This is a genomic window from Actinoallomurus bryophytorum (genome assembly GCF_006716425.1).
Classification (GTDB): domain Bacteria; phylum Actinomycetota; class Actinomycetes; order Streptosporangiales; family Streptosporangiaceae; genus Actinoallomurus; species Actinoallomurus bryophytorum.
This window is the reverse complement of record NZ_VFOZ01000001.1, coordinates 1,789,159-1,809,283: the sequence shown is the minus strand read 5'-3', so window position 1 is coordinate 1,809,283 and position 20,125 is coordinate 1,789,159. Positions and strand designations below refer to the sequence as shown.

Below are 20,125 nucleotides of genomic sequence, written 5' to 3'. Positions count from 1 at the left end.
TCAAGCATGACCTGTGGATAGGACGCCTGGGATCACAGTTCGGTTCAATCTCGACTGCCGTTTCGCGGCGGAATGTCAGCCCGAGCCGTCGACGTCGGCGACCCCCGTGATGCGGTGCAGGGCGAACCGGTGGATGGCGGCGCGGGTCGCGTCGTACGCCGTGAGGAAGCCGCCCTCGATACGCGCGGGTTCGATGATGCGGCTGGACGCCTGTCCCTGCTGGTCGAGGTAGCCGATCCAGACGCGCGCGCCGCGGTCGGCGGCCTCGCGCAGATGCTGGACCATCGCCGCCGCCGGGGAACGCGGCGGGGCCCCGTACGGCACGGAGACGCGCGCGGCCTCGTCGCCCGCGCGCAGCGCGCGTACCGCCGCGGTGATCACCGAGACGTCCGGCCCGGAGCCGCGTGCGGCGTGGCGGGCCTGCTCGTACGTGCCGTGGCCGGCCGACTCGGCGCGCTGGGCGTCGAGGCGGGTGATCACGACCGAGCCTTCGGGGGACTCGGCCACCGGTGCGTACCCGAGCTGGCGGAGCGCCTCGAGCAGCTCGGCGCGGGGCACGCGCGAGGCGAGAACGGTCGGCGCGAGCCGGTGCAGCCGCAGCTCGTCCGACCGACGGTCGGCCATGATCTCCCCGAGCACGGCGGGGTCGTCGCTACGGACGTACGCCGAGGCGATGCCCACGCGCAGCCGGCCGTGCCGCCGGGCGACGTCCTCGATCAGATAGGTCAGCGGCTGGGGCAGGTCGGTGGCCGAGTGCTTCGAAAGCAGGTCGATCAGCTCGGCGGCGCCTCGGCCGGCGTCGAGCGCGCGGCGTACGGACTCGGGGGTGAAGCGGTAGACCGTGGCTCCACCCGTCGACTCGACGTCTGCCGCGAGCGCCAGCTCACGGGCCAGGTCGGCGACCAGCGGGCCGGGTGCGACGGCGGTCAGGTCGGCCTGGATCAGCACGTGGTCGACCGGCATGGGCAACACCTTGAGCAGGGCCTTGGCGGCGCCCTCACCGGCCAGCAGCGCGCCGGTGTGCGCCGCCGCCGCCCGGAAACCGGTCACGCCCAGCGCCTCGGCCTCGCGGAGGGTCCAGCCGACGAGACGCTCACGCAGCGTGCCGCCCCGCCGCGGCTGGAGCCAGGCGAGATGGGCATAGACGCCCTCGACCGTCGGCGCGGTGCCGGGCGGGGCGTCGGTGAGAGCGGCGAGCACCGACCGGCGTACCTGCGGGGCACTGGCCCGGATCGCCTCGTCGGACAGCGCGTTGATCAGGCGGTCGCGGTCGTCGCGTTCGCCGGCGAGGCCGGGGACGCGGTCCATCCGCAGCCAGGCCTCGGCGAGGGCGACCCAGCGGCGGTCGGTGTCCTGGAGCCGCCACAGGTCATACGACTGCGTCGGCAGCCACAGGGCGTCGCCTCCGCGCCCGCCCGTGCCGGACCCGTCGTAGTCGCCGCTGCGCGAGAGCAGCCCGGCGGCGTACGCGACCTCGATCAGGAGCGCCGCCGTCCACTCGGGCAGATCCAGGCGTACGGCGGCCGCCCTCAGGTCGCGGATGCCGAGCCCGCCGCTGCGGAGCACGCCGGGAGGGTCGATGCCCCAGCGATCGAGCATCTCCTCGACGGTGCGGACGGTGGTGAAGGCCTGGCCGCCGGCGGTGCGGTCGACCAGCGACCGGTTGCGTACGGTGCCGTCGAGCGGCGGGGCGGTGGTCTCCAGGTCGCGGAAGACGCGGCCGCCGCGGAGGTATCGGCCGATCTCGCGGGGGAGCGTCACGGTGCGGTCGTCGGTGGCGACCAGCAGCCCGCGGGCGAGGAGCCGCTCGATCGGGGAGCTCGCGGTGACGAGCGTGACGGGACGGCGCGCGCCGTCGACCTTGCCGATCGGCGGGCCCCAGGCGAGCCGGTCGAGCGCGGCCCGTGCCTCGGGTCCGGCCTCCTCGACCAGGGCGCCGATCCGCTCGCCGATGGCGTCCACGGAGTCCAGGCCGAGGTCGTCCAGCAGCATCGCCAGGCGGTCGGACGGATAGGACGCGAAGGCCTCACGGATGGGCGGGCCGAGGCCCGCCGGATGAGGAATCGCCTGCCGCGCGCCGGGCGCGGCGCGCAGCTCCTGGTCCGGGCCCCAGACCAGGGCGAGGGCGCGCAGCCGGTCGAGCGGGCCGTGCACGTCGGCGCCGACCGCGGCGGCGAGGTCGTCACGCGTCGTGGGAGTGGGGAGCACCAGCAGCGCCTCGAAGACGTTCAGCGCGAACCGGTCGAGCCGGTCGAGCGCCCTCGACAGAGCCGAGGGCGCCGAGGCGCGCGAGGACAAGGCGGTGATGTCCGAGGGAACCGGGGTGATCAGTTCAGGGCGGCACGAGAAGAGCGCGCGCAACTCGTCGTCATCGCGCGCCCGCAGCCATTCCGCGTAGGTTTCCGTGCTCACTCCCACAACGGTATTCGGGGTCGGGACACGCCGGACCCTCAGACGGCTTCGGCCGTCTGGCCGGTCAGTCCCATGGCGAGACGGGCCCACGCGTCGATGAAGCGTTCTTCGTCCACGCGCTGAGGGGGTTCGTGCAGGGCGTCACTCGCGAGCCAGTAGTTGACGATCGAGCCACCGAGGGCCAGGGCGATCGCGTCCCAGTCCTCGTCCATGCCGGCCATCTCCGGCTGGGCGGCCAGCCACTTGGTGATCATGTCGTAGAGCGGGTTGACGATGCCCTCGCGCATCTCGGCGACGAGGTTGGGGAACTTGTCCAGGTCGCGGAAGAGCACACGGATGAGGTCGGCCTCCTCGCGCATCTTGCCCATTCCCATGGACGCGGCGAGCCGCAGCCGGTCGACCAGCGGCTTGTCCTGGATGCCGGAGGCGTGCTGGAAGGTCACCGAGACCTGCTTCGAGGTCCGCGTGATGTGCTCGCGCACCGCCGCGGCGAGCACCTCTTCCTTGGAGCGGAAGTGGCGGTAAAGTCCGCCAGCGCCCGGTGACAGGCCCGAGGCGGCCTCGATCTCCGCGACGGACGTCGCGGCGTAGCCCCGTTCGGCGAACAGCCGAAGCGCCTCGGAAACGATCCGTTCACGCGTCGATCTCTGCATTGTGTGTGCTCCTCCCTGAAAAGCGTAGGCCATGAAAGCGCTCACTGACGTCGCGTTGTGGCGCCGAGGCTCTTACGTGATGTGATGCGCTGCGGCAAGATGCGGGGAAATGCGCGAGGAGGCGGCCATGTCCCAACCGTCCTACAGCCACGGAACGTCGGATCTTTCACTGCTCGGCCAGACCATCGGCCAGAACCTTCGGCATGTCGCGTCCGTCGTCCCGCACCGCGAGGCGCTCGTCGACGTGCCCAGTGGCTGCCGGTGGACCTACGGGGAGTTCGACGAGGAGGTCGGCACACTCGCCCGCGGACTGATCGCCGCCGGGATCGACAAGGGCGACCGGGTGGGCATCTGGTCGCCGAACAACCCCGAATGGGTGCTGCTGCAGTACGCCACCGCCGAGATCGGCGCGATCCTCGTCAACGTCAACCCGGCGTACCGGACCCACGAGCTGTCCTACGCGCTCCGGCATTCCGGCGTGAAGCTCCTGATCAGCGCCGTGGCGTACAAGACGAGTGACTACCGGGGCATGGTCGAGGAGGTACGCGGCGACCTGCCCGCGCTGGAGCGGGTGATCTACCTCGGCACGGACGAGTGGACGGCACTGTCGGCCGCGGGCGCCGCGCTGGACCCCTCGCGTCTCGTCTCACGGATGGCGGCGCTCTCGCCCGACGACCCCATCAACATCCAGTACACCTCGGGCACCACCGGCTTCCCCAAGGGCGCGACTCTCTCGCACCACAACATCCTGAACAACGGCTTCTTCATCGGCGAGCTGTGCCGCTACTCCGAGATCGACCGGGTGTGCGTCCCGGTGCCCTTCTACCACTGCTTCGGCATGGTGCTCGGCAACCTGGCGATCACGACGCACGGCGCCTGCATCGTCATCCCCGCCCCGGTCTTCGACCCCAGGGCCACGCTGGAGGCCGTGCAGGCCGAGCACTGCACCTCGCTGTACGGGGTGCCGACGATGTTCATCGCCGAGCTGGGACTGCCGGACTTCTCGTCCTATGACCTGACCTCGCTGCGTACGGGCATCATGGCGGGCTCGCCGTGCCCGGTCGAGGTGATGAAGCGGGTCGTCTCGGAGATGCACATGGACGAGGTGACCATCTGTTACGGCATGACCGAGACGTCACCGGTGTCCGCGCAGACCCGGTACGACGAGGAGCTCGACCGCCGCGTCTCCACCGTCGGCCGCGTCCATCCCCACATCGAGGTGAAGATCGTCGACCCGGACACCGGCCTGACCGTCCCGCGCGGCACCCCCGGAGAGCTGTGCACCCGCGGCTACTCGGTGATGCTCGGCTACTGGGAGGAACCCGACCGGACCGCCGAGGTGATCGACGCCGCCCGCTGGATGCACACCGGCGACCTGGCCACCATGGACGAGGCGGGGTACGTCAACATCGTCGGCCGGATCAAGGACATGGTGATCCGCGGCGGGGAGAACCTCTATCCGCGGGAGATCGAGGAATTCCTGTACGGCCACCCCGACATCGAGGACGTGCAGGTCATCGGCGTACCGGATGTGAAGTACGGCGAGGAGCTGTGCGCCTGGGTCAAGCCACGGCCGGGCTCCACCCTGACGGAGGAGGGCGTAAGGGACTTCTGCCGGGGCAAGCTGGCACACCACAAGATCCCGAGGTACGTCCGCTTCGCCGACGGCTTCCCGATGACGGTCACCGGAAAGATCCAGAAGTTCAAGATGCGCGAGACCTCGATCGCCGAACTCGACCTGGAAGCCGCCTCGACGACCGAAACCGCCTGAGCCTTCCGGGCCACGGTGGCCCGCGTCCTGCGCGCGCCGTGCCCTCCCAGGCAGCCCTTCCCGTGCGGTCCCCGCGTCGCGGGGGAGGGGCTGCCCGGCTCCGTCTCAGCGGATGCGGCGGATGAGGCTCGAGACGACGCGGCCGGCGACGAGGTAGACGACCGCGGCGATTCCGTAGTTGACGAGCACCGCGACGCGTTCGTCCTTGGGGACGAACATGTCGCGGAATCGCCACGCGAACCAGTCGGCCCAGTCGTTGACCGTCCGGACGATCGAGTTGTCGTCATTGGCGCTGAAGACGACGAAGGCGATGTGCAGGGCGAGCAGAACGCAAATGATCATCGCGATGACGCGGACGGCGGCGGCAGCGGTGTCCGAGACGCGTCTCATGCCCGTACGCAGGCCGTTGCCCTCGCGGGCCCGGCGGCGGGAACCCTGCCGCTCGGGACGCGCCGAATCCCCGGTGTCCGGCGCGGTTCTCGGGACGGGCACCGTCGGGGTCTCCTGCTCGTCCCCCTCTTCGGTGTCTTTAATGGTCTTGCCTGACTCTTCCCGCCATTTCGCCATATTCATTTCCTACTCGGGGGGAGTGGTCTCTCAGCGGCGTGGTTTGGATGATCGCCGCTGGGTATATCCGCATCGCGTTAACCGTTGTTTCGGGCCCGTACTAATACGAGTTCGACCGGTGACGAAATCATAGATCCAGATTTCGCGCAGACTCCGCGCCCTCCCACTCGGATCCCGTCGCATCGCCACTGCCGGGAGGGCGCGGGCTCGCGGTCCCCGGGGACGTACGTACCCTGGGGCCCGTGATCGCCATTGGCTTCGACCTGGATCTGACTCTCGCCGACACCCGGAAGGGTATCGCTGCGACCTTCGGCGAGCTCTCCGCGCGTACGGGTGTGCTCATCGACACCGACGCCGTCGTCTCCCGGCTCGGGCCGCCGCTGGAGACCGAGCTGCTGAACTGGTTCCCCGCCGAGGACGTGCCCGAGATGGCGGCGCTCTACCGAGAGTTCTACGGCGAGATCGCGGTGCCCGCCACGACCCTGATGCCCGGTGCCGCAGGGGCCGTCGAGGCGGTCAGGGCACACGGCGGTCGCGTCATCGTGGTCACCGCCAAGAGCCAGACGCACGCCGAGTCGACCGTCCGAGCCCTGGGCATGGAGGTCGACGACGTGGCCGGGTCACTGTTCAGTACCGCCAAGGGGACGGCATTGCGCCGGTTCGGTGCGACCGTCTACGTGGGGGATCACGTCGCCGACGTCGACGCGGCACGTGCCGCCGATGCCCGCAGTGTGGCCGTCGCCACCGGCCCGTACGACTCGGCTGCGCTCTTGGCGTACGGAGCCGATATCGTGTTGCCCGATTTGCGGGTTTTCCCGGAGACTTTGACCGAACTGATCAACCCAGGTCCCTCATCGAGGCAATAACCTTGATATGGCCTGTCCGGACAAGAGCTAGCAACGAGGTCACCTGTGCCCAGTGGCAAGGTCAAGTGGTATAACGCCGACAAGGGGTTCGGCTTTCTCACCCGTGACGACGGCGGTGAGGTCTTCGTTCATTCCTCCGCGCTGCCCGCGGGGGTCGAATCGCTCAAACCCGGTCAGCGCGTGGAGTTCGGTGTCGTCGAGGGGCGTAAGGGACAGCAGGCGCTGAGCGTACGTCCGATCGACGCGCCGCCCTCGGTGGTCAAGTCCAAGCGCAAGAAGCCCGACGAGATGGTCATTCTCGTCGAGGACCTCATCAAGCTGCTCGAAGGCGTCTCCGAGACGTACCGCAGAGGCAAGCACCCCGAAGGCAAGATGGCCAAGAAGCTCGGTGACGTGCTGCGCGCGGTCGCCGACGACTTCGAGGCGCAGTAGCCGCCCCCTGATCAGGCGGCGGTGTCGGCCACGGTCGGCTCGCCCTCCCTGCGCCTGCTGCGGCGACCTGCGACGCGGCGGGTCGCCCGGCGGGTCAGTAGCCCCACCAGGGTCACGGCGAGGGCGGCGGCGATGATCGCCAGGGCGATGTGGCCGTTCGGGGCGATGATCGACATGCCCAGTCCGGCCAGTCCGCCGACCACCCACACGAGCTGGTGGATCGTCTCCGACACCGCGAACGTCGAGGAGCGGACCTCCTCGCCGATCTCGCGCTGCACGATCGCGTCGAGCCCGAGCTTGCCCAGGCTCTGGCCGAGCGCACCGACGAAGGCGACCGCCAGCGCGGCCACCAACCCGAAGAACACCGCGCACACCGCGGCGGTCAGCGTCGCGACCAGGAGCGTGGAGAACACGATGCCCAGCGGCGCGCGCGCCTTGAGCAGCGCGCCCAGGCCCGTGCCCACGAGGCCGCCGAGGCCGGCCGAGGCGGCCAGCATGCCCAGCGCGATGTTCGGCGACACACCGTGGACGAAGCCCTTGGTGCGCAGCAGGAAGGCCAGATAGAGGATCAGGAACCCGGACAGCGCGCGCAGCGCGGCGTTGGCGCGCATCGCCTCGCCGACCACCGGGCCGACGCGCAGCAGGGTCCGCCAGCGGCCCGGCGTACGGGACGGGGCGGCCTCGGGTATGGCGTCCGGGGCGGGGGCCGTCTCGGGGGTGTCCACGTGGCTCGGCAGCCGGATGCCCAGGATCGCGCCGGCGATGAACACGAGTGTGGCGATCCGCAGCGCCCAGCCCGCGTTGGTCACCGCGATCAGCCCCGCGCCGAGCGGGGCGGCGATCGAAGCCGCGACGGTGCCGCAGAATGATGCCCGGGCGTTCGCCGTGACCAGATTGAGACCTTCGGGAAGCACCCGCGGTGTGACGGCGCTGCGTGAGACGCCGAACGCCTTGGAGAGCACGAGCGCGCCGAACGCGGCGGGCATCAGGGTCACCGGATCCTTGTGGAGAACGGCTCCGGCCATGCCCCAGCACAGCAGCCCGCGGGCGAGCATGGTGCCGGCGATGGCGATGCGCCGGGCGTGACGCATGTGGTCCAGCGCGGGTCCGATGAGGGGCGCGACGAGGGCGAACGGGGCCATCGTGACGAGCAGATACAGCGCGACCTGGCCTTGTGCCTGCTCGACGTCGAGGTTGAAGAACATGGTGCCCGCGAGGGCCACGGCGATGAGCGCGTCACCGGCGCTGTTGACGGCGCCCAGCTCGATCAGGTTGCCAAGGCCCGTACGGCCTGCCCCACCCGCATGGGTGGCCCGGCGTGTCGCATGCCCGATGCTCTGTGTCATCGTGCGCACCGCCCGCCCGGCGTTGCCCGTCCGTGCCCGCAAAGTCATAGCGTAAGTCTGCCTCTTCGGGGCAAACCCATGCCCGTCTATGGGCGACAATCGTTTATGTGAGCCCAGTGCGTTCTACCAGTCCGGTCGCCGCGAGGCGGACCCGCACGCCTACGGTCGACGCCGCCGCGGCCGCCGCCGTCGACGTGGCGCGTGCCGCGGCCGAAGAGACCTCATCGCCGGAGTACGTCGGCGAGCACCTTGGCCTGCTCCCTGAGGGGGAGCGGGTCGTCACCCACTACTTCACCTGCCTTGATCCGGCCTACCACGGCTGGCGCTGGGCGGTATCGGTCGTACGCGCCTCGCGCGCCAAGAACGTCACGGTGAGCGAGAGCGTGCTGCTCCCCGGAGACGGCGCCATGCTCTCGCCGGCCTGGGTGCCGTGGAGCGACCGGCTGCGCCCGGGCGACCTGGGCCCCGGCGACCTGCTGCCGACCCAGGCCGACGACCCCAGGCTCGTGCCCGGATTCACCGACACCACCGGTGAGACCGACGAGGAGCTCTTCTGGGAGCTCGGCCTCGGCCGCCCTCGGGTGCTGTCCGCCGAGGGCCGCGACGAGGCCGCGACGCGCTGGCACTCCGGTGACGCCGGTCCGGCGACACCGATGGCCCGTTCGGCCCCGGCACACTGCGAGACCTGCGCCTTCTTCGTTCCGCTGGCCGGTTCGCTGCGGCAGGTGTTCGGCGCGTGTGCCAACGAGTACGCGCCCGACGACGGCAAGGTGGTCTCCCTCGACCACGGCTGCGGCGCGCATTCGGAGGCGGTCGTCCTGCCGCCCACGTCAGAGTCGGCCCCGCCGATCGTGGACGAGCTGGGATACGACGTCATGCCGTCCGCGACGCTGACCGACGAGGAGGCCTTCGGTCACAGCTGACCGAAGACGGCCCTATCCCGTACACGGTCCGCGCGAGCTCCCCGCCCGGTCGCCGTAGCCGGCACGCCGCCCATCGGCGTGCCGGACAGTGATCACCGACGGCTCATCCGCGGTGACTTCAACGGCCCCGGCCGGTGAAAGGTGCACGATGGAGGATCCGTACGGCACTGCCGCGATTCGCGAGCGCGTCCTGGCGGCGTGGTCGGCGTCGCCGTCCCGGTTCCGCGAGGACGCGAACGCCGAGGAGGACCACGCCCGCGGCGGTTACCGCGACCGCGTGATCATCGAGCTGGCCCAGAACGCCGCCGACGCGGCCGTCCGCGCCGGGGTGCCGGGGCGGATCCGCCTCACCCTTCGCGACGGTGTGCTGACCGCCGCGAACACCGGCGCCCCCCTGGACGGCGCGGGTGTGGACGCCCTCAGCACGCTCCGCGCCTCGGCCAAACGCGACGAGACGGCCTCGACGGGCCGCTTCGGAGTCGGCTTCGCCGCCGTGGTGGCCGTCAGCGACGAGCCCTCCATCGTCTCCCGCCGCGAGGACGGCTCAGCCGGTACGGGAGTGGCCTGGTCGGCGGAGAGGACACGGCTCGCGGTGGCGGCGGTTCCGGAACTCGCGGGGGAGCTGGAGCGCAGAGGCGGCGACGTGCCGGTCCTGCGCCTGCCGTTCCCCTGGCCGGGCCATCCCGTCCCGCCGGGCGACGACGGATTCGCCGCGGGGTTCGACACCCTGGTGCGGCTGCCCCTGCGGGACGCCGACGCCGAGACGCTCGTGCGGCGCCTGCTCGACGAGACCGGCCCTGCGCTCATGCTCGCGCTTCCGGCACTCGCCGAGATCATCATCGACACCGGCGAACCCCGTACGCTCACCGCCGCCTGGGACCGTACCGGCGAGTCCCGCCACGGCACGGCCATCGGCACGGTGGCCATCAACGGGAGCACCTGGCGTACGGCGGAGACGCACGGTAAGGCCGACTCGTCCCTGCTGGCCGACCGCCCGGTCGAGGAACGCGCCGAATGGCAGGTGCGCTGGGCCGTCCCGGACGCGCCGGCCAAGGGTGAGCTCCCGCAGGGCGTACCGGCCGTGGTCCACGCGCCGACGCCCAGCGACGAGCCGCTCGGCCTGCCCGCCCTGCTCCTCGCCACCTTCCCGCTGGCGCCCGACCGGCGGCACGTCGCGCCCGGCCCGCTCACGGACTTCCTCGTCGAACGCGCGGCCGCGGCCTACGTCGAGCTGCTGCCGCCCACACCGCGGCTGCTCGACCTGGTCCCCGGCCCCGTCGCCACCGGCGAGCTGGACGCGCGGATCCGCCGGGCGATCCTCGCCCTCCTCCCCGGCACGCCGCTGCTCCCGATCTCCGCCCCGCCCGCCGGCGGCGGCGAGATGGCCGGCGACGACCCGGCGGAGCTCGGCCTCGCCCCCGTCGGCGAGGAGACCGTTCTCGTACGCGGCCGGGACGCCGTCGCCCTGGACGGGCCGGCCGCGCTGCCGAACGTGCTCGCCGACGTCGTGCCAGGGCTGCTTCCGCCGGACTGGCCGGCCCGGCATCCGGCGCTCGCGGCGCTCGGCGTACGGCGGCTGAGTGTCGCGGAGCTGGTCGACGCGCTCGCCGGGCTGGAGTCCGGCCCCGGCGGGGACCCGTCCTGGTGGCGGCGGCTGTACGCGGCGCTCGAAGGCGCCGACCGGGAGGCGCTGACCGGGCTGCCGGTACCCCTGGCCGACGGCCGTACGGTGCGGGGTCCGCGCGGCCTGCTCGTCACCGACCCGGCCGGCCTCGACGCGCTCAGGCTGCGGGTCGTCCATCCCGGCGCGGTGCACCCGTTGCTGTTCCGGCTCGGCGCCGTGGAGGCCGGGCCGCGTGCCGTACTCACCGACCCGGCCACCCGCGCCGCGGTGGCCGCGTCCTTCGACGAGGACGACGCCGAGTCGATCTGGGACGCCGTCCTGACCCTCGTCGCCCGCGCCCACCTGCGCCCCGGTGAGGAGCCGTGGCTGGCCGAGCTGGCGCTGCCGGGCGACGACGGCGAGCTGTACCCGGCCGGTGAGCTCCTCCTGCCCGGCGCCCCGCTGGCCGGCGTGGTGGCCGATGACGCGCCGTTCGGGGTCGTGGACGCCGCGCTGGTGGAGCGGCACGGCGCCGAGACCCTCGAGGCGGCAGGGGTGCTGCGGACGTTCGCCCTCGTACGGGCCGAGGACGTCATCGAGCCCGAGCTCCACCTCGACGGCGAGGAGGAGTGGGCCGACGAGCTCGGCGGCGGGTTCGTCGTGCCGGAGTTCACGGCCGTACGCGACCTGGAGTTCGTCGCCGACTGGACCGGGGCGTTCGCGCTCCTCGCCGAGCCGCCGCTGCGCGCCGCCCTCACCGACCCGGTGCGCGTGCTCCTCGCGGACGGCGGGCAGGTGACCGTCCCGTCCTACACGGCGTGGTGGCTGCGCCGCCATCCGGTGCTGAACGGGCGGCGGCCGGGCGAGCTGTGCGTGCCCGGCGACCTCGACGGCCTGTACGACCCGGCTCCCGTGGGCCTGGACCCGGAGATCCTGCGGGCGCTCGGCGTGCGCACCTCTCTGCGGGTGCTGCTCGAGGATCCGGACGGCCCCGCCGAGCTCCTGGACCGGCTGGCCGACCCGGCCCGTCTCGTGTCCGGAGACCGGCTGCACGGGCTCTGGCAGGCGCTGTCCGCGGTCGAGCTCGACGTGGACGCACCCGAGCGCGTACGCGCGTTCGTGTCCGGCGAGCCCGAGGTGGTGCCCGCCGGCGACGCGATCGTGGTCGACCGGCCCGATCTGCTGCCGCTGCTCGTGTCGCAGCCGCTGCTGTTCGTCCCGGTGGAGGTGGCGGACGTGCTGGAGCTGGCCCTCGGCAGCGAGGAGGTGCCCGGCGTGATCGAGTCGGCCGGGACGCGGGAGCCCCTGCCGGCGGTGCTGCGCGCGGTGCTCCCGGAGGCGCCGGAGTCCTATGTCCGGCACGACCGGCTCGTCGTGGACGGCGAGGAGGTCCCGTGGTGGTTCGAGAACGGCACGGTGCACGCCGGCGGCCCGGCGGGACTGGCCCGGGGCGCGGCGTGGGCGTGCGGGCGCTGGAGTGACCGGCTGCTCGCCGCGGCCGTGCTGAACGACCCGTCCCACCTGCCGACGCTGCTCGCCGAGGCCGTCTTCGACTAGACGCTGGATCGGCCGCACCCTGCGGTGCCCGCGAGCCCGCACGGACCCGTCGTCCGTCAGGAAGCGGCTTTCACGCTTGGTCGACCTGCTCGGCCTTTTTGGCCGCGGCGTGGCGTTCGGCCGCGGCGGCGCGGCCCCGGTGGAGGCGGGGGATGTACCAGCAGCCGAACAGGCCCATCGCGAAGCCGGTCACGCAGACCCAGCGCCACCAGTGCTGGTCGGGGTCCAGCGGCACGATGAGCAGGACGACGAACGCGACCGCGAACGCCACCGCGCCGACGGCCGAGACGAGAACGTCGTTGGTCTCCAGCGGGGGCGGGTCGGGATGCCGCGGTTGCGTCATGTGATCAGCGTATCCGCCGACGCCTGATCGGCTCCAGAGCAGCGGAGATCACGTCAGAAAGGTCTTCCATCCTGTATGCCGCTTCTGTCACTCTGCGTAGGTAATTTTCGGGCTCGGGGCCACGTACGAGGAGAGATGGCACGTGACGACGACTGTCGGCGCTGAGCCGCGGAGCGGCCTGGATCGGTATTTCAACATCTCCGAACGCGGCTCGACCATCGGCCGGGAGATCCGTGGTGGTCTGGCGACGTTCTTCACCATGGCCTACATCGTGGTGCTGAACCCGCTGATCATCGGCACAGTGCCGGACAAGTCCGGCGCCGTCCTCGGCATCCCCAAGGTCGCGGCGGCCACCGCTCTTGTGGCGGGCATCATGACGATCGCCATGGGCGTCGCCGGCCGGTTCCCGCTCGCGATCGCCACCGGCCTTGGCCTGAACGCCTTCGTGGCCACCACGCTCGCCCCGTCGATGACCTGGCCGGAGGCGATGGGCCTTGTGGTGATCGAGGGCATCGTGATCGCCGTCCTCGTGCTCACCGGCTTCCGGCTCGCGATCTTCCGCGCGGTGCCCGAGGGGCTCAAAGCCGCCATCGGCGTCGGGATCGGCCTGTTCATCGCGCTGATCGGTTTCGTGGACGGCGGCTTCGTACGCCGGGTGCCGAACGAGGCCGGCACGACGGTGCCGGTCCAGCTCGGGATCCAGAACAACCTGCAGAGCTGGCCGGCGCTGGTGTTCGTGATCGGCCTGCTCGTCACCGCGGTCCTGGTCGCCCGCCGCGTCAAGGGCGCCATCCTCATCGGCATCGTCGGCACGACGATCCTGGCCATCATCGTCGAGGCGATCGCCAAGGCCGGCCCGACCGTCGTGAAGCCGGGTGTGATCAACGACAAGGGCTGGAGCCTGAACGTCCCGAAGCTGCCGGGGATTCACCACATCGCCGGCACGCCGGACCTGTCGCTGGTCGGCCACTTCACCCTGTACGGGGCGTTCAGCCGGGTCGGCGTCCTGGCGGCGGTGCTCTTCGCCTTCACCCTGATCCTGGCCGACTTCTTCGACGCCATGGGCACGGTGGTCGGCATCGGCAGCGAGGCGGGCCTGCTGGACGAGCGGGGCACGCCGCCCAACATCGGCACCATCCTGTTCGTGGACGGCGTAGCGGCGGCCGCGGGCGGTGCCGCGTCGGTGTCGTCGGCCACGGGCTACGTCGAGTCGGCGGCGGGCGTCGGCGAGGGCGCGCGCACGGGCCTGGCCAACGTGGTCACCGGCGTGCTGTTCCTGCTCGCGATGTTCCTGGCCCCGATCGTGGCGATCGTCCCGTTCGAGGCCGCCACCCCGGCGCTGGTCGTCGTCGGCTTCCTGATGCTGAGCCAGATCAAGCGGATCGACTTCAGCGACTACGAGATCGCCATCCCGGCGTTCCTCACGATGGTCATCATGCCGTTCACCTACTCGATCACGAACGGGATGGGCGCGGGCTTCATCTCCTACGTCGTCATCAAGGCGGTCCGCGGCCGGGCGCGCGAGGTGCATCCGCTCCTGTGGCTGGTGGCGGCGCTGTTCGTCGCCTACTACGCCATCATCCCGATCAAGTCCATCCTCGGGGTGAGCTGACCGCGTCCCCCGCTCCGCCGTGGTGCGGAGCGGGGGCCAGGGGTCAGCCGGTCTCGGCCGGGCAGAAGGCGTCGCGTGCCGGGCGGTGTCCGGTGACCAGGAAGTCGGTCACCAGCCGGTCACCGCAGGCGTTGCCGTGCGCCAGGTACACCTCGTGGCCGCCGGAGTCCACCGAGACCATACGGGCGCGGTCTCCGAAGGCCCGGCGCATGGGGCCGGCCCGCCGATCGGACCTCGGGCCAGCCCTACCCGGACGCCTCTCCGGCGGGGGCCGCGGACACCCTGCGTACGCCTGGCCGGTACGTTGCGGATACGGGATCGACCGAGGTGCGGAGGGGTACATGGAGTTGGTGCATTCCGGCAAGGTCCGGGACGTCTACGCCGATGGCGAGGACCTGATCCTGGTGGCATCGGACCGCGTGAGCGTGTACGACGTGGTCCTGCCGACGCCGATCCCCGACAAGGGCGCGATCCTCACCCAGCTGTCGCTGTGGTGGTTCGAGCAGCTCGCCGAGGTCGCACCGAACCACGTGATCTCCGAGGACGTCCCCGCCGAATGGGCGGGGCGTGCGATCCGGTGCCGGCGGCTGGAGATGTACCCGGTGGAGTTCATCGCCCGCGGCTACCTGGCCGGTCTCGGGCTGGAGGAGTACGAGAAGCAGGGCACGGTCTCGGGGGTGCCGCTGCCGCCGGGGCTGGTCGAGGGATCGCGGCTGCCCGAGCCGATCTTCACCCCGACCACGAAGGCGACGGTCGGCCACGACGAGTTCATCACGTTCGACGACGTCTCCGCCGAGATCGGTGCCGAGACCGCCGGACGGCTGCGCGACCTGACCCTGGAGGTCTACCGCCGCGGCGCGGCGCTGGCCCTCGAACGCGGCATCATCATCGCCGACACCAAGCTGGAGTTCGGGCGCGCTCCGGACTGCACCCCGGTCCTCGCCGACGAGGTGCTGACGCCGGACTCCTCGCGGTTCTGGCCGGCCGACGAGTGGAAGCCGGGAGGTCGCCAGCACTCACTCGACAAGCAGTTCCTGCGGAACTGGTCGGCCTCGGTCACCGGCTGGGACCGTACGCCTCCGGGCCCGCAGATCCCCGACGACGTCGTGTCGGCCCTGCACGCACGGTACGCGGACGTCTACGAGCGGATCACCGGCTCCCCGTGGGCTCCCTGAGCGGCCAGCGGTGCAGGGTCTCGTAGCGCACCTCGGCGCCCAGGTGACTCTGGACGAGGTGGATCTCGCCGGCCGTCCACGGGGTTCCCTCATAGGTCCTCAGCGCCTCGACGATCGGCCGCAGATCGAGCGGTGAACGGCAGCGCGCGACCGTGAGGTGAGGATGGAAACGCAGGCTGCGGCCCGTGTCGATCCTCTCACGCCGCCCTGCCGCCAGGCAGGAGTCCGCGAGGCCCTTCAGGTCGGTGTGGACGCCGGTCCACAGGGTGCGGGCGGTCTGCGCCCTCGGGAAGGCGCCCGCCCCGGCGAACGCCAGCTCGCGCCGCGGATGCCGGCCGGCGGCGCGTTCGAGGCGTGGCAGCAGCCGCGGGACGGTGCGGTCGCCGACCTCACCGTAGAAGGCGAGCGTCACGTGCCAGGACTCCCGGCGGGTCCAGCGCAGCTCCGGCCGTTCGTCGCGGCAGGGGGCGAAGGCCGCCTCGATCTCGTCAAGGGTGTTCGCCGGCGGGATGAGGGCGACGAAGAGTCTCACCCCGCCAGGGTCTCACTCCGTGTCGCCGAGCCCGTCGGCCATGCGCGGCCGTGGCCGCAGGGCCTCCAGCGCCGTACGGGGAGCCATGACCGCGACGACGCCCATGACGGCGGCGACGGAGACGACCCCGCCGATGACCAGACCCGAGCGCGGCCCGAAGACCTCGGCGAGCCAGCCGAGAAGCGGCGCGCCGATCGGTGAGCTGCCCGCGAAGACCAGCATGTACAGGCCCATCACCCGGCCGCGCATCCACGCCGGCACGCTCAGCTGCATGACGGCGTTCGCGGTCGTGTTGAACGTCAGCAGCGCGACGCCCGTGGGGATGAGCATGACGAGGAACAGGCCGTAGTTCGGCATCACACCGCTGACGATCTCCAGCACGCCGAAGAACGCCGCGGCGATGAGCATCAGCCGCATGCGCGGGCGCTTGCGGCGCGCGGCGAGCAGCGATCCGGACACGGCGCCGACCGCCAGCATGGTCGAGGCGAGGCCGAACGAGGAGGCTCCGCTGTGGAAGACCTCGCGGCTCATCAGCGCGGTCGTCATCTGGAAGTTCATCCCGAACGCGGCGACGAAGAAGACGATGATCAGCAGCATGACGAGGTCGCGGCGCTCGCGTACGTAGTGCAGTCCCTCACGGAGCTGGCCCTTCGCCCTCGGCACACGCTCACGGACGTAGAGCTCGTCCTCGCGCATGAGGTAGAGGCCGAGCAGCACCGCGCCGAACGAGGCCGCGTTGACGATGAAGACCGGGCCGGTGCCGATCAGGGCGATCAGCACGCCGGCGATGGCCGGGCCGACGATGCGCGCCGTGTTGAAGATCGCGCTGTTGAGCGCGATGGCGTTGGACAGGTCGTTCGGTCCCACCATCTCGACCGCGAACGTCTGCCGGGTCGGGTTGTCCACGACCGTCGCGACGCCCAGCCCGAACGCCAGCGCGTACACGTGCCACACCTGCGCCGTGCCGGTGAGGGCGAGGACGCCCAGCAGGAGCGCGAGCGCCCCCATCACGGCCTGGGTGATCATGAGGATCCGGCGCTTGGGGAACCGGTCGGCGAGCACGCCGCCGTACAGCCCGAAGAGCAGCAGGGGCAGGAACTGCAGGCCGGTGGTGATGCCGAGCGCGGTGCCGCTGCCGTGGGTGAGGCTCAGGATCAACCAGTCCTGTGCCACCCGCTGCATCCAGGTGCCGCTGTTGGAGACGACCTGGCCGGTGGCGAACAGCCGGTAGTTGCGGTTGCGCAACGACCGGAACAGGCTTACCCCCTGCTGATCCGCTCCAGGATCGGCGCCGCCTGCCGCAGGATCGCCCTCTCCTCCGAGGTCAGCTCCCCGAGTCTCTGCGCCAGCCAGGCCTCCTTGCGACGCCGCTCCTCCTTGAAGAGCTTGTCGCCCGCCGGGGTCAGGCTGAGAATCACCTGGCGCCGGTCGGTCGGATGCGGACTCCGGGTCAGCAGGCCCTTGTCCTCCAACTGTGCGATCACCCTCGTCATCGAGGGCGGCTGCACTTTTTCGTGCTCGGCGAGCTCGCCAGGAGTGAGCGCCTCGTGCCGGGCCACCGCGCCGAGGGCGGCGATCTGCGTGGCGGTCAAGGAATGACCGCCCTCCGCGCGCATGCGGCGCGAGAGTCGTGAGATCGAGACGCGCAGCCCCGCCGCCAGGCCCGCACGGCTTCTGGTCTGTGACGTTTGCATGTTCATTAGCTGAAGTCATTACTCTTGCTAACGATATATGAGGCGTTGTCATTCCGCCAGCTCGTTAGCGATGCTTACGACCTCGGCCCTCTCCTTCTGCTGGGAACGGCGGCGCGCTCATGGTCGCCGGACGGGACCGCGCACCACTCGGCCGTCCGGCGCCGGCGTCGGCGACCGGGCTCGACGGGCCCACGTCGACGGTCGCGTTCGCCGGTGGAGAAGGGATGTCATCTGGGGCGCTCGGACCACCGTCAGATGGAGCCAATGCTCGCATATGACGATGAAGCGCCATGTATCTCCCCAAACGTCCTTCCTGTCGCGGGAGTTCCGCACTAGGGCGGAGCGGGGGCCTGGAGGCGATGGGTGAGGGACGTGTGGCGGCGCCCGGCTCCCGCGGTGCGCACGGCGGCCGCCAGCGCGCGGCGTGAGCCGGTCAGGACGACGAGCCTCTTGGCACGCGTGACCGCGGTGTAGAGCAGGTTGCGCCGCAGCATCATCCACGAGCTCGTGGTCAGCGGGATGACCACGGCCGGGTACTCGCTGCCCTGGGAGCGATGGATCGTCATTGCGTACGCGTGGGCGAGCTCGTCCAGCTCGGCGAAGTCGTAGTCGACGTTCTCGTCCTCGTCCGTGCGCACGGTCAGCGTCCGCTCCTCCAGGGAGAGACCCGTGACGACCCCCACCGTGCCGTTGAAGATGCCGGCGGCGCCCTTGTCGTAGTTGTTGCGCAGCTGGGTGACCTTGTCCCCGACGCGGAAGACCCGGCCGCCGTAGCGGCGTTCGGCCCGGTCGTCGCGGTGCGGGGTGAGGGCCTCCTGCAGCAGGGTGTTGAGGGTGCCCGCGCCGGCCGGTCCGCGGTGCATCGGGGCCAGCACCTGGACGTCACGGCGCGGGTCGAGGCCGAAGCGGCGCGGGATGCGGCGGGCCACGATGTCGACGGTCAGCTCGGCGGTGGGCTCGGTGTCCTCGCAGGGGAACAGGAAGAAGTCGGGAAACCCCTGGACGTGCGGGGACTTCCCGGTGTTGATGCGGTGCGCGTTGACCACGATCCCGGACTTCTGGGCCTGCCGGAAGATCTTGGTGAGGCGTACGCGGGGGATCGCGTCGGCGGCGAGCAGGTCGCGCAGCACCTCGCCGGCGCCGACCGAGGGAAGCTGGTCGACGTCGCCGACCAGGAGCAGGTGCGCGCCGCGCGGGATGGCCTTGACCAGCTTGTTGGCCAGGATCACGTCGACCATCGAGGTCTCGTCGACCACGACCAGGTCCGCGTCGAGCGGGTCGTCGCGGTCGTAGGCGGCATCGCCGCCCGGCTGCAGTTGCAGCAGCCGGTGCACGGTCGCGGCCTCGTGGCCGGTCAGCTCGGCCAGGCGCTTGGCCGCCCGCCCGGTCGGCGCGACCAGGACGATCTTGGCCTTCCTGGCGGCCGCCAGCTCGACGACGGACCGGACGGTGAAGCTCTTGCCGCAGCCGGGGCCTCCGGTGAGCACGGCGACCCGTGAGGTCAGCGCGAGACGTACCGCCTCCTCCTGTTCCGGGGCGAGCTCGGTGCCGGTGCGTCCGCGCAGCCAGGCCAGAGCCTTGTCCCAGTCGACGTCGCGGAAGCCGGGCAGGCGATCCTCCTTCGCGTGCAGCAGGTCCAGGAGGCCGCCGGCGAGAGAGCGCTCGGCGCGATGGAAGGGCAGCAGGTACACCGCGGGCACTTCGCCGCCGGCCACGGGCACCCGCTCCCGCACGACCTCCTCGGCGGCGACCGCGTCCGCCAGGCACGGGCCGACGAGCTCACGTGGCACCTCGAGGATCTTCGTGGCCTCGGTGACCAGATTGGGCTCGGGCAGGTAGCAGTGCCCGTTGTCGGCCGCCTGCGAGAGGGTGTACTGGAGCCCGGCCTTGATCCGTTCGGGGCTGTCGTGCGGGATGCCGATGGCGCGGGCGATGGTGTCGGCGGTCTTGAACCCGATGCCCCAGACGTCCGCGGCCAGGCGGTACGGCTCCTTGCGTACGACCGCGATCGACTCGTCGCCGTACTTCTTGTAGATCCGCACGGCGAGCGAGGTCGACACGTCGTGGCCCTGCAGGAAGACCATGACCTCCTTGATGGCCTTCTGCTCCTCCCACGCGGCGCCGATCCGCTTCGAGCGCTTGGGCCCCAGCCCGTACACCTCGACGAGCCGTGCGGGCTCCTCCTCGATCACCCGCAGGATGTCCGTGCCGAAATGGCCGACCATCCGGTCGGCCATGACCGGGCCGATTCCCTTGATCAACCCCGACCCCAGGTAACGCCGGATGCCCTGTACGGTCGCCGGCAGCACGGTCGTGTAGGAGCGCACCTCGAACTGGCGGCCGTACTTCGGATGCGTGGTCCACAGCCCGGTCAGCCGCAGGCTCTCGCCGATCTGCGCGCCGAGGAGCGGTCCCACCACGGTCAGCAGGTCCGGCCCGGTCCGGTCCGTCGCGACGCGCGCGATGGTGTAGCCGGTCTCCTCGTTGGCGTAGGTGATCCTCTCGAGCACCGCCTCCAGCTCACGCAACCCGGCGGCGTCAGGCGCGTTGGTCACGGGAGACATCGTGCCGCAAATGGCGGCACGCGGTGATTCGCGGGGGACCGCCGGGAAAAGGAGAGCGACCCCGCGGCCGATGCC

17 protein-coding genes are annotated in these 20,125 nt (G+C 71.2%); 7 read left to right on the top strand and 10 right to left on the bottom strand.

The genetic code is table 11. The features are described 5' to 3' along the window. Nucleotides 1-75: 75 nt before the first annotated feature. Nucleotides 76-2,412, bottom strand: coding sequence for a helicase-associated domain-containing protein (locus FB559_RS08500; protein WP_141955066.1), 2,337 nt, complete (start codon nt 2,410-2,412; stop codon nt 76-78). Nucleotides 2,413-2,450: 38 nt separating this feature from the next. After that, complete coding sequence (locus FB559_RS08495; protein WP_141955064.1) at nt 2,451-3,065, bottom strand: TetR/AcrR family transcriptional regulator; 615 nt, start codon at nt 3,063-3,065, stop codon at nt 2,451-2,453. A 127-nt stretch (nt 3,066-3,192) separates the two neighbouring features. Between FB559_RS08495 and FB559_RS08490 the strand changes: the two genes are divergently transcribed. Then, nucleotides 3,193-4,836: an AMP-binding protein gene (locus FB559_RS08490; protein WP_185792099.1), complete on the top strand. Its 1,644-nt coding sequence runs from the start codon at nt 3,193-3,195 to the stop codon at nt 4,834-4,836. A gap of 105 nt (nt 4,837-4,941) precedes the next feature. On the opposite strand, the gene FB559_RS08485 is transcribed toward FB559_RS08490, so the two are convergent. Then, nucleotides 4,942-5,403, bottom strand: coding sequence for a hypothetical protein (locus FB559_RS08485; protein ID WP_141955060.1), 462 nt, complete (start codon nt 5,401-5,403; stop codon nt 4,942-4,944). 242 nt (nt 5,404-5,645) lie between these two features. On the opposite strand from FB559_RS08485, the gene FB559_RS08480 reads away from it, so the two are divergent. Together FB559_RS08480 and FB559_RS08475 are read left to right on the top strand one after the other, a co-directional pair. Then, complete coding sequence (locus FB559_RS08480) at nt 5,646-6,269, top strand: HAD family hydrolase (protein WP_246121443.1); 624 nt, start codon at nt 5,646-5,648, stop codon at nt 6,267-6,269. 45 nt (nt 6,270-6,314) lie between these two features. Further along, on the top strand, nt 6,315-6,701 hold the full coding sequence (locus FB559_RS08475; protein WP_141955056.1) for a cold-shock protein: 387 nt from the start codon (nt 6,315-6,317) through the stop codon (nt 6,699-6,701). 11 nt (nt 6,702-6,712) lie between these two features. On the opposite strand, the gene FB559_RS08470 is transcribed toward FB559_RS08475, so the two are convergent. After that, nucleotides 6,713-8,095, bottom strand: a complete 1,383-nt coding sequence (locus FB559_RS08470; RefSeq protein ID WP_246121441.1) for an MFS transporter — start codon at nt 8,093-8,095, stop codon at nt 6,713-6,715. Between the two features lie 68 nt (nt 8,096-8,163). Here FB559_RS08470 and FB559_RS08465 point away from each other — a divergent pair, with 68 nt between their 5' ends. After that, on the top strand, nt 8,164-8,970 hold the full coding sequence (locus FB559_RS08465; RefSeq protein WP_425455057.1) for a DUF3027 domain-containing protein: 807 nt from the start codon (nt 8,164-8,166) through the stop codon (nt 8,968-8,970). A gap of 148 nt (nt 8,971-9,118) precedes the next feature. Beyond that, nucleotides 9,119-12,130: a sacsin N-terminal ATP-binding-like domain-containing protein gene (locus FB559_RS08460; protein WP_141955051.1), complete on the top strand. Its 3,012-nt coding sequence runs from the start codon at nt 9,119-9,121 to the stop codon at nt 12,128-12,130. 70 nt (nt 12,131-12,200) lie between these two features. On the opposite strand, the gene FB559_RS08455 is transcribed toward FB559_RS08460, so the two are convergent. Then, on the bottom strand, nt 12,201-12,473 hold the full coding sequence (locus tag FB559_RS08455) for a DUF2530 domain-containing protein (RefSeq protein ID WP_141955048.1): 273 nt from the start codon (nt 12,471-12,473) through the stop codon (nt 12,201-12,203). 142 nt (nt 12,474-12,615) lie between these two features. Here FB559_RS08455 and FB559_RS08450 point away from each other — a divergent pair, with 142 nt between their 5' ends. Further along, the gene (locus FB559_RS08450) at nt 12,616-14,085 is read left to right on the top strand and encodes an NCS2 family permease (protein WP_246121439.1); all 1,470 of its coding nucleotides are present in this window, start codon (nt 12,616-12,618) and stop codon (nt 14,083-14,085) included. A 43-nt stretch (nt 14,086-14,128) separates the two neighbouring features. Here the strand turns inward: FB559_RS08450 and FB559_RS45345 are convergent, their stop codons facing one another. After that, nucleotides 14,129-14,296 carry an alpha/beta hydrolase gene (locus FB559_RS45345; RefSeq protein ID WP_281286238.1) on the bottom strand — a complete coding sequence of 56 codons (168 nt, stop codon included), beginning with the start codon at nt 14,294-14,296 and terminating at the stop codon, nt 14,129-14,131. A gap of 130 nt (nt 14,297-14,426) precedes the next feature. On the opposite strand from FB559_RS45345, the gene FB559_RS08440 reads away from it, so the two are divergent. Then, on the top strand, nt 14,427-15,260 hold the full coding sequence (locus FB559_RS08440; RefSeq protein ID WP_141955042.1) for a phosphoribosylaminoimidazolesuccinocarboxamide synthase: 834 nt from the start codon (nt 14,427-14,429) through the stop codon (nt 15,258-15,260). Here FB559_RS08440 and thpR read toward each other — a convergent pair. The 4 genes from thpR to recD2 form a co-directional block, all read right to left on the bottom strand. Beyond that, nucleotides 15,235-15,792, bottom strand: coding sequence for an RNA 2',3'-cyclic phosphodiesterase (thpR, locus tag FB559_RS08435; RefSeq protein ID WP_141955040.1), 558 nt, complete (start codon nt 15,790-15,792; stop codon nt 15,235-15,237). The genes FB559_RS08440 and thpR overlap by 26 nt on opposite strands. Before the next feature lie 12 nt (nt 15,793-15,804). Then, nucleotides 15,805-17,049 (bottom strand): MFS transporter, encoded by a 1,245-nt coding sequence (locus FB559_RS08430; RefSeq protein ID WP_141961574.1) that lies wholly within the window; start codon nt 17,047-17,049, stop codon nt 15,805-15,807. A 2-nt stretch (nt 17,050-17,051) separates the two neighbouring features. Next, on the bottom strand, nt 17,052-17,492 hold the full coding sequence (locus tag FB559_RS08425) for a MarR family winged helix-turn-helix transcriptional regulator (RefSeq protein WP_141961573.1): 441 nt from the start codon (nt 17,490-17,492) through the stop codon (nt 17,052-17,054). Nucleotides 17,493-17,818: 326 nt separating this feature from the next. Then, the gene (recD2, locus tag FB559_RS08420) at nt 17,819-20,050 is read right to left on the bottom strand and encodes an SF1B family DNA helicase RecD2 (RefSeq protein WP_141955037.1); all 2,232 of its coding nucleotides are present in this window, start codon (nt 20,048-20,050) and stop codon (nt 17,819-17,821) included. Nucleotides 20,051-20,125: the final 75 nt, after the last annotated feature.

What these genes read in the sequence shown, in the direction of transcription:
- FB559_RS45345 (WP_281286238.1), bottom strand. Translation starts at nt 14,296, where the DNA reads ATGCGCCGGGCCTTCGGAGACCGCGCCCGTATGGTCTCGGTGGACTCC.
- FB559_RS08455 (WP_141955048.1), bottom strand. Translation starts at nt 12,473, where the DNA reads ATGACGCAACCGCGGCATCCCGACCCGCCCCCGCTGGAGACCAACGAC.
- FB559_RS08440 (WP_141955042.1), top strand. Translation starts at nt 14,427, where the DNA reads ATGGAGTTGGTGCATTCCGGCAAGGTCCGGGACGTCTACGCCGATGGC.
- FB559_RS08495 (WP_141955064.1), bottom strand. Translation starts at nt 3,065, where the DNA reads ATGCAGAGATCGACGCGTGAACGGATCGTTTCCGAGGCGCTTCGGCTG.
- FB559_RS08470 (WP_246121441.1), bottom strand. Translation starts at nt 8,095, where the DNA reads ATGACTTTGCGGGCACGGACGGGCAACGCCGGGCGGGCGGTGCGCACG.
- FB559_RS08425 (WP_141961573.1), bottom strand. Translation starts at nt 17,492, where the DNA reads ATGAACATGCAAACGTCACAGACCAGAAGCCGTGCGGGCCTGGCGGCG.
- recD2 (WP_141955037.1), bottom strand. Translation starts at nt 20,050, where the DNA reads ATGTCTCCCGTGACCAACGCGCCTGACGCCGCCGGGTTGCGTGAGCTG.
- FB559_RS08485 (WP_141955060.1), bottom strand. Translation starts at nt 5,403, where the DNA reads ATGGCGAAATGGCGGGAAGAGTCAGGCAAGACCATTAAAGACACCGAA.
- FB559_RS08460 (WP_141955051.1), top strand. Translation starts at nt 9,119, where the DNA reads ATGGAGGATCCGTACGGCACTGCCGCGATTCGCGAGCGCGTCCTGGCG.
- FB559_RS08490 (WP_185792099.1), top strand. Translation starts at nt 3,193, where the DNA reads ATGTCCCAACCGTCCTACAGCCACGGAACGTCGGATCTTTCACTGCTC.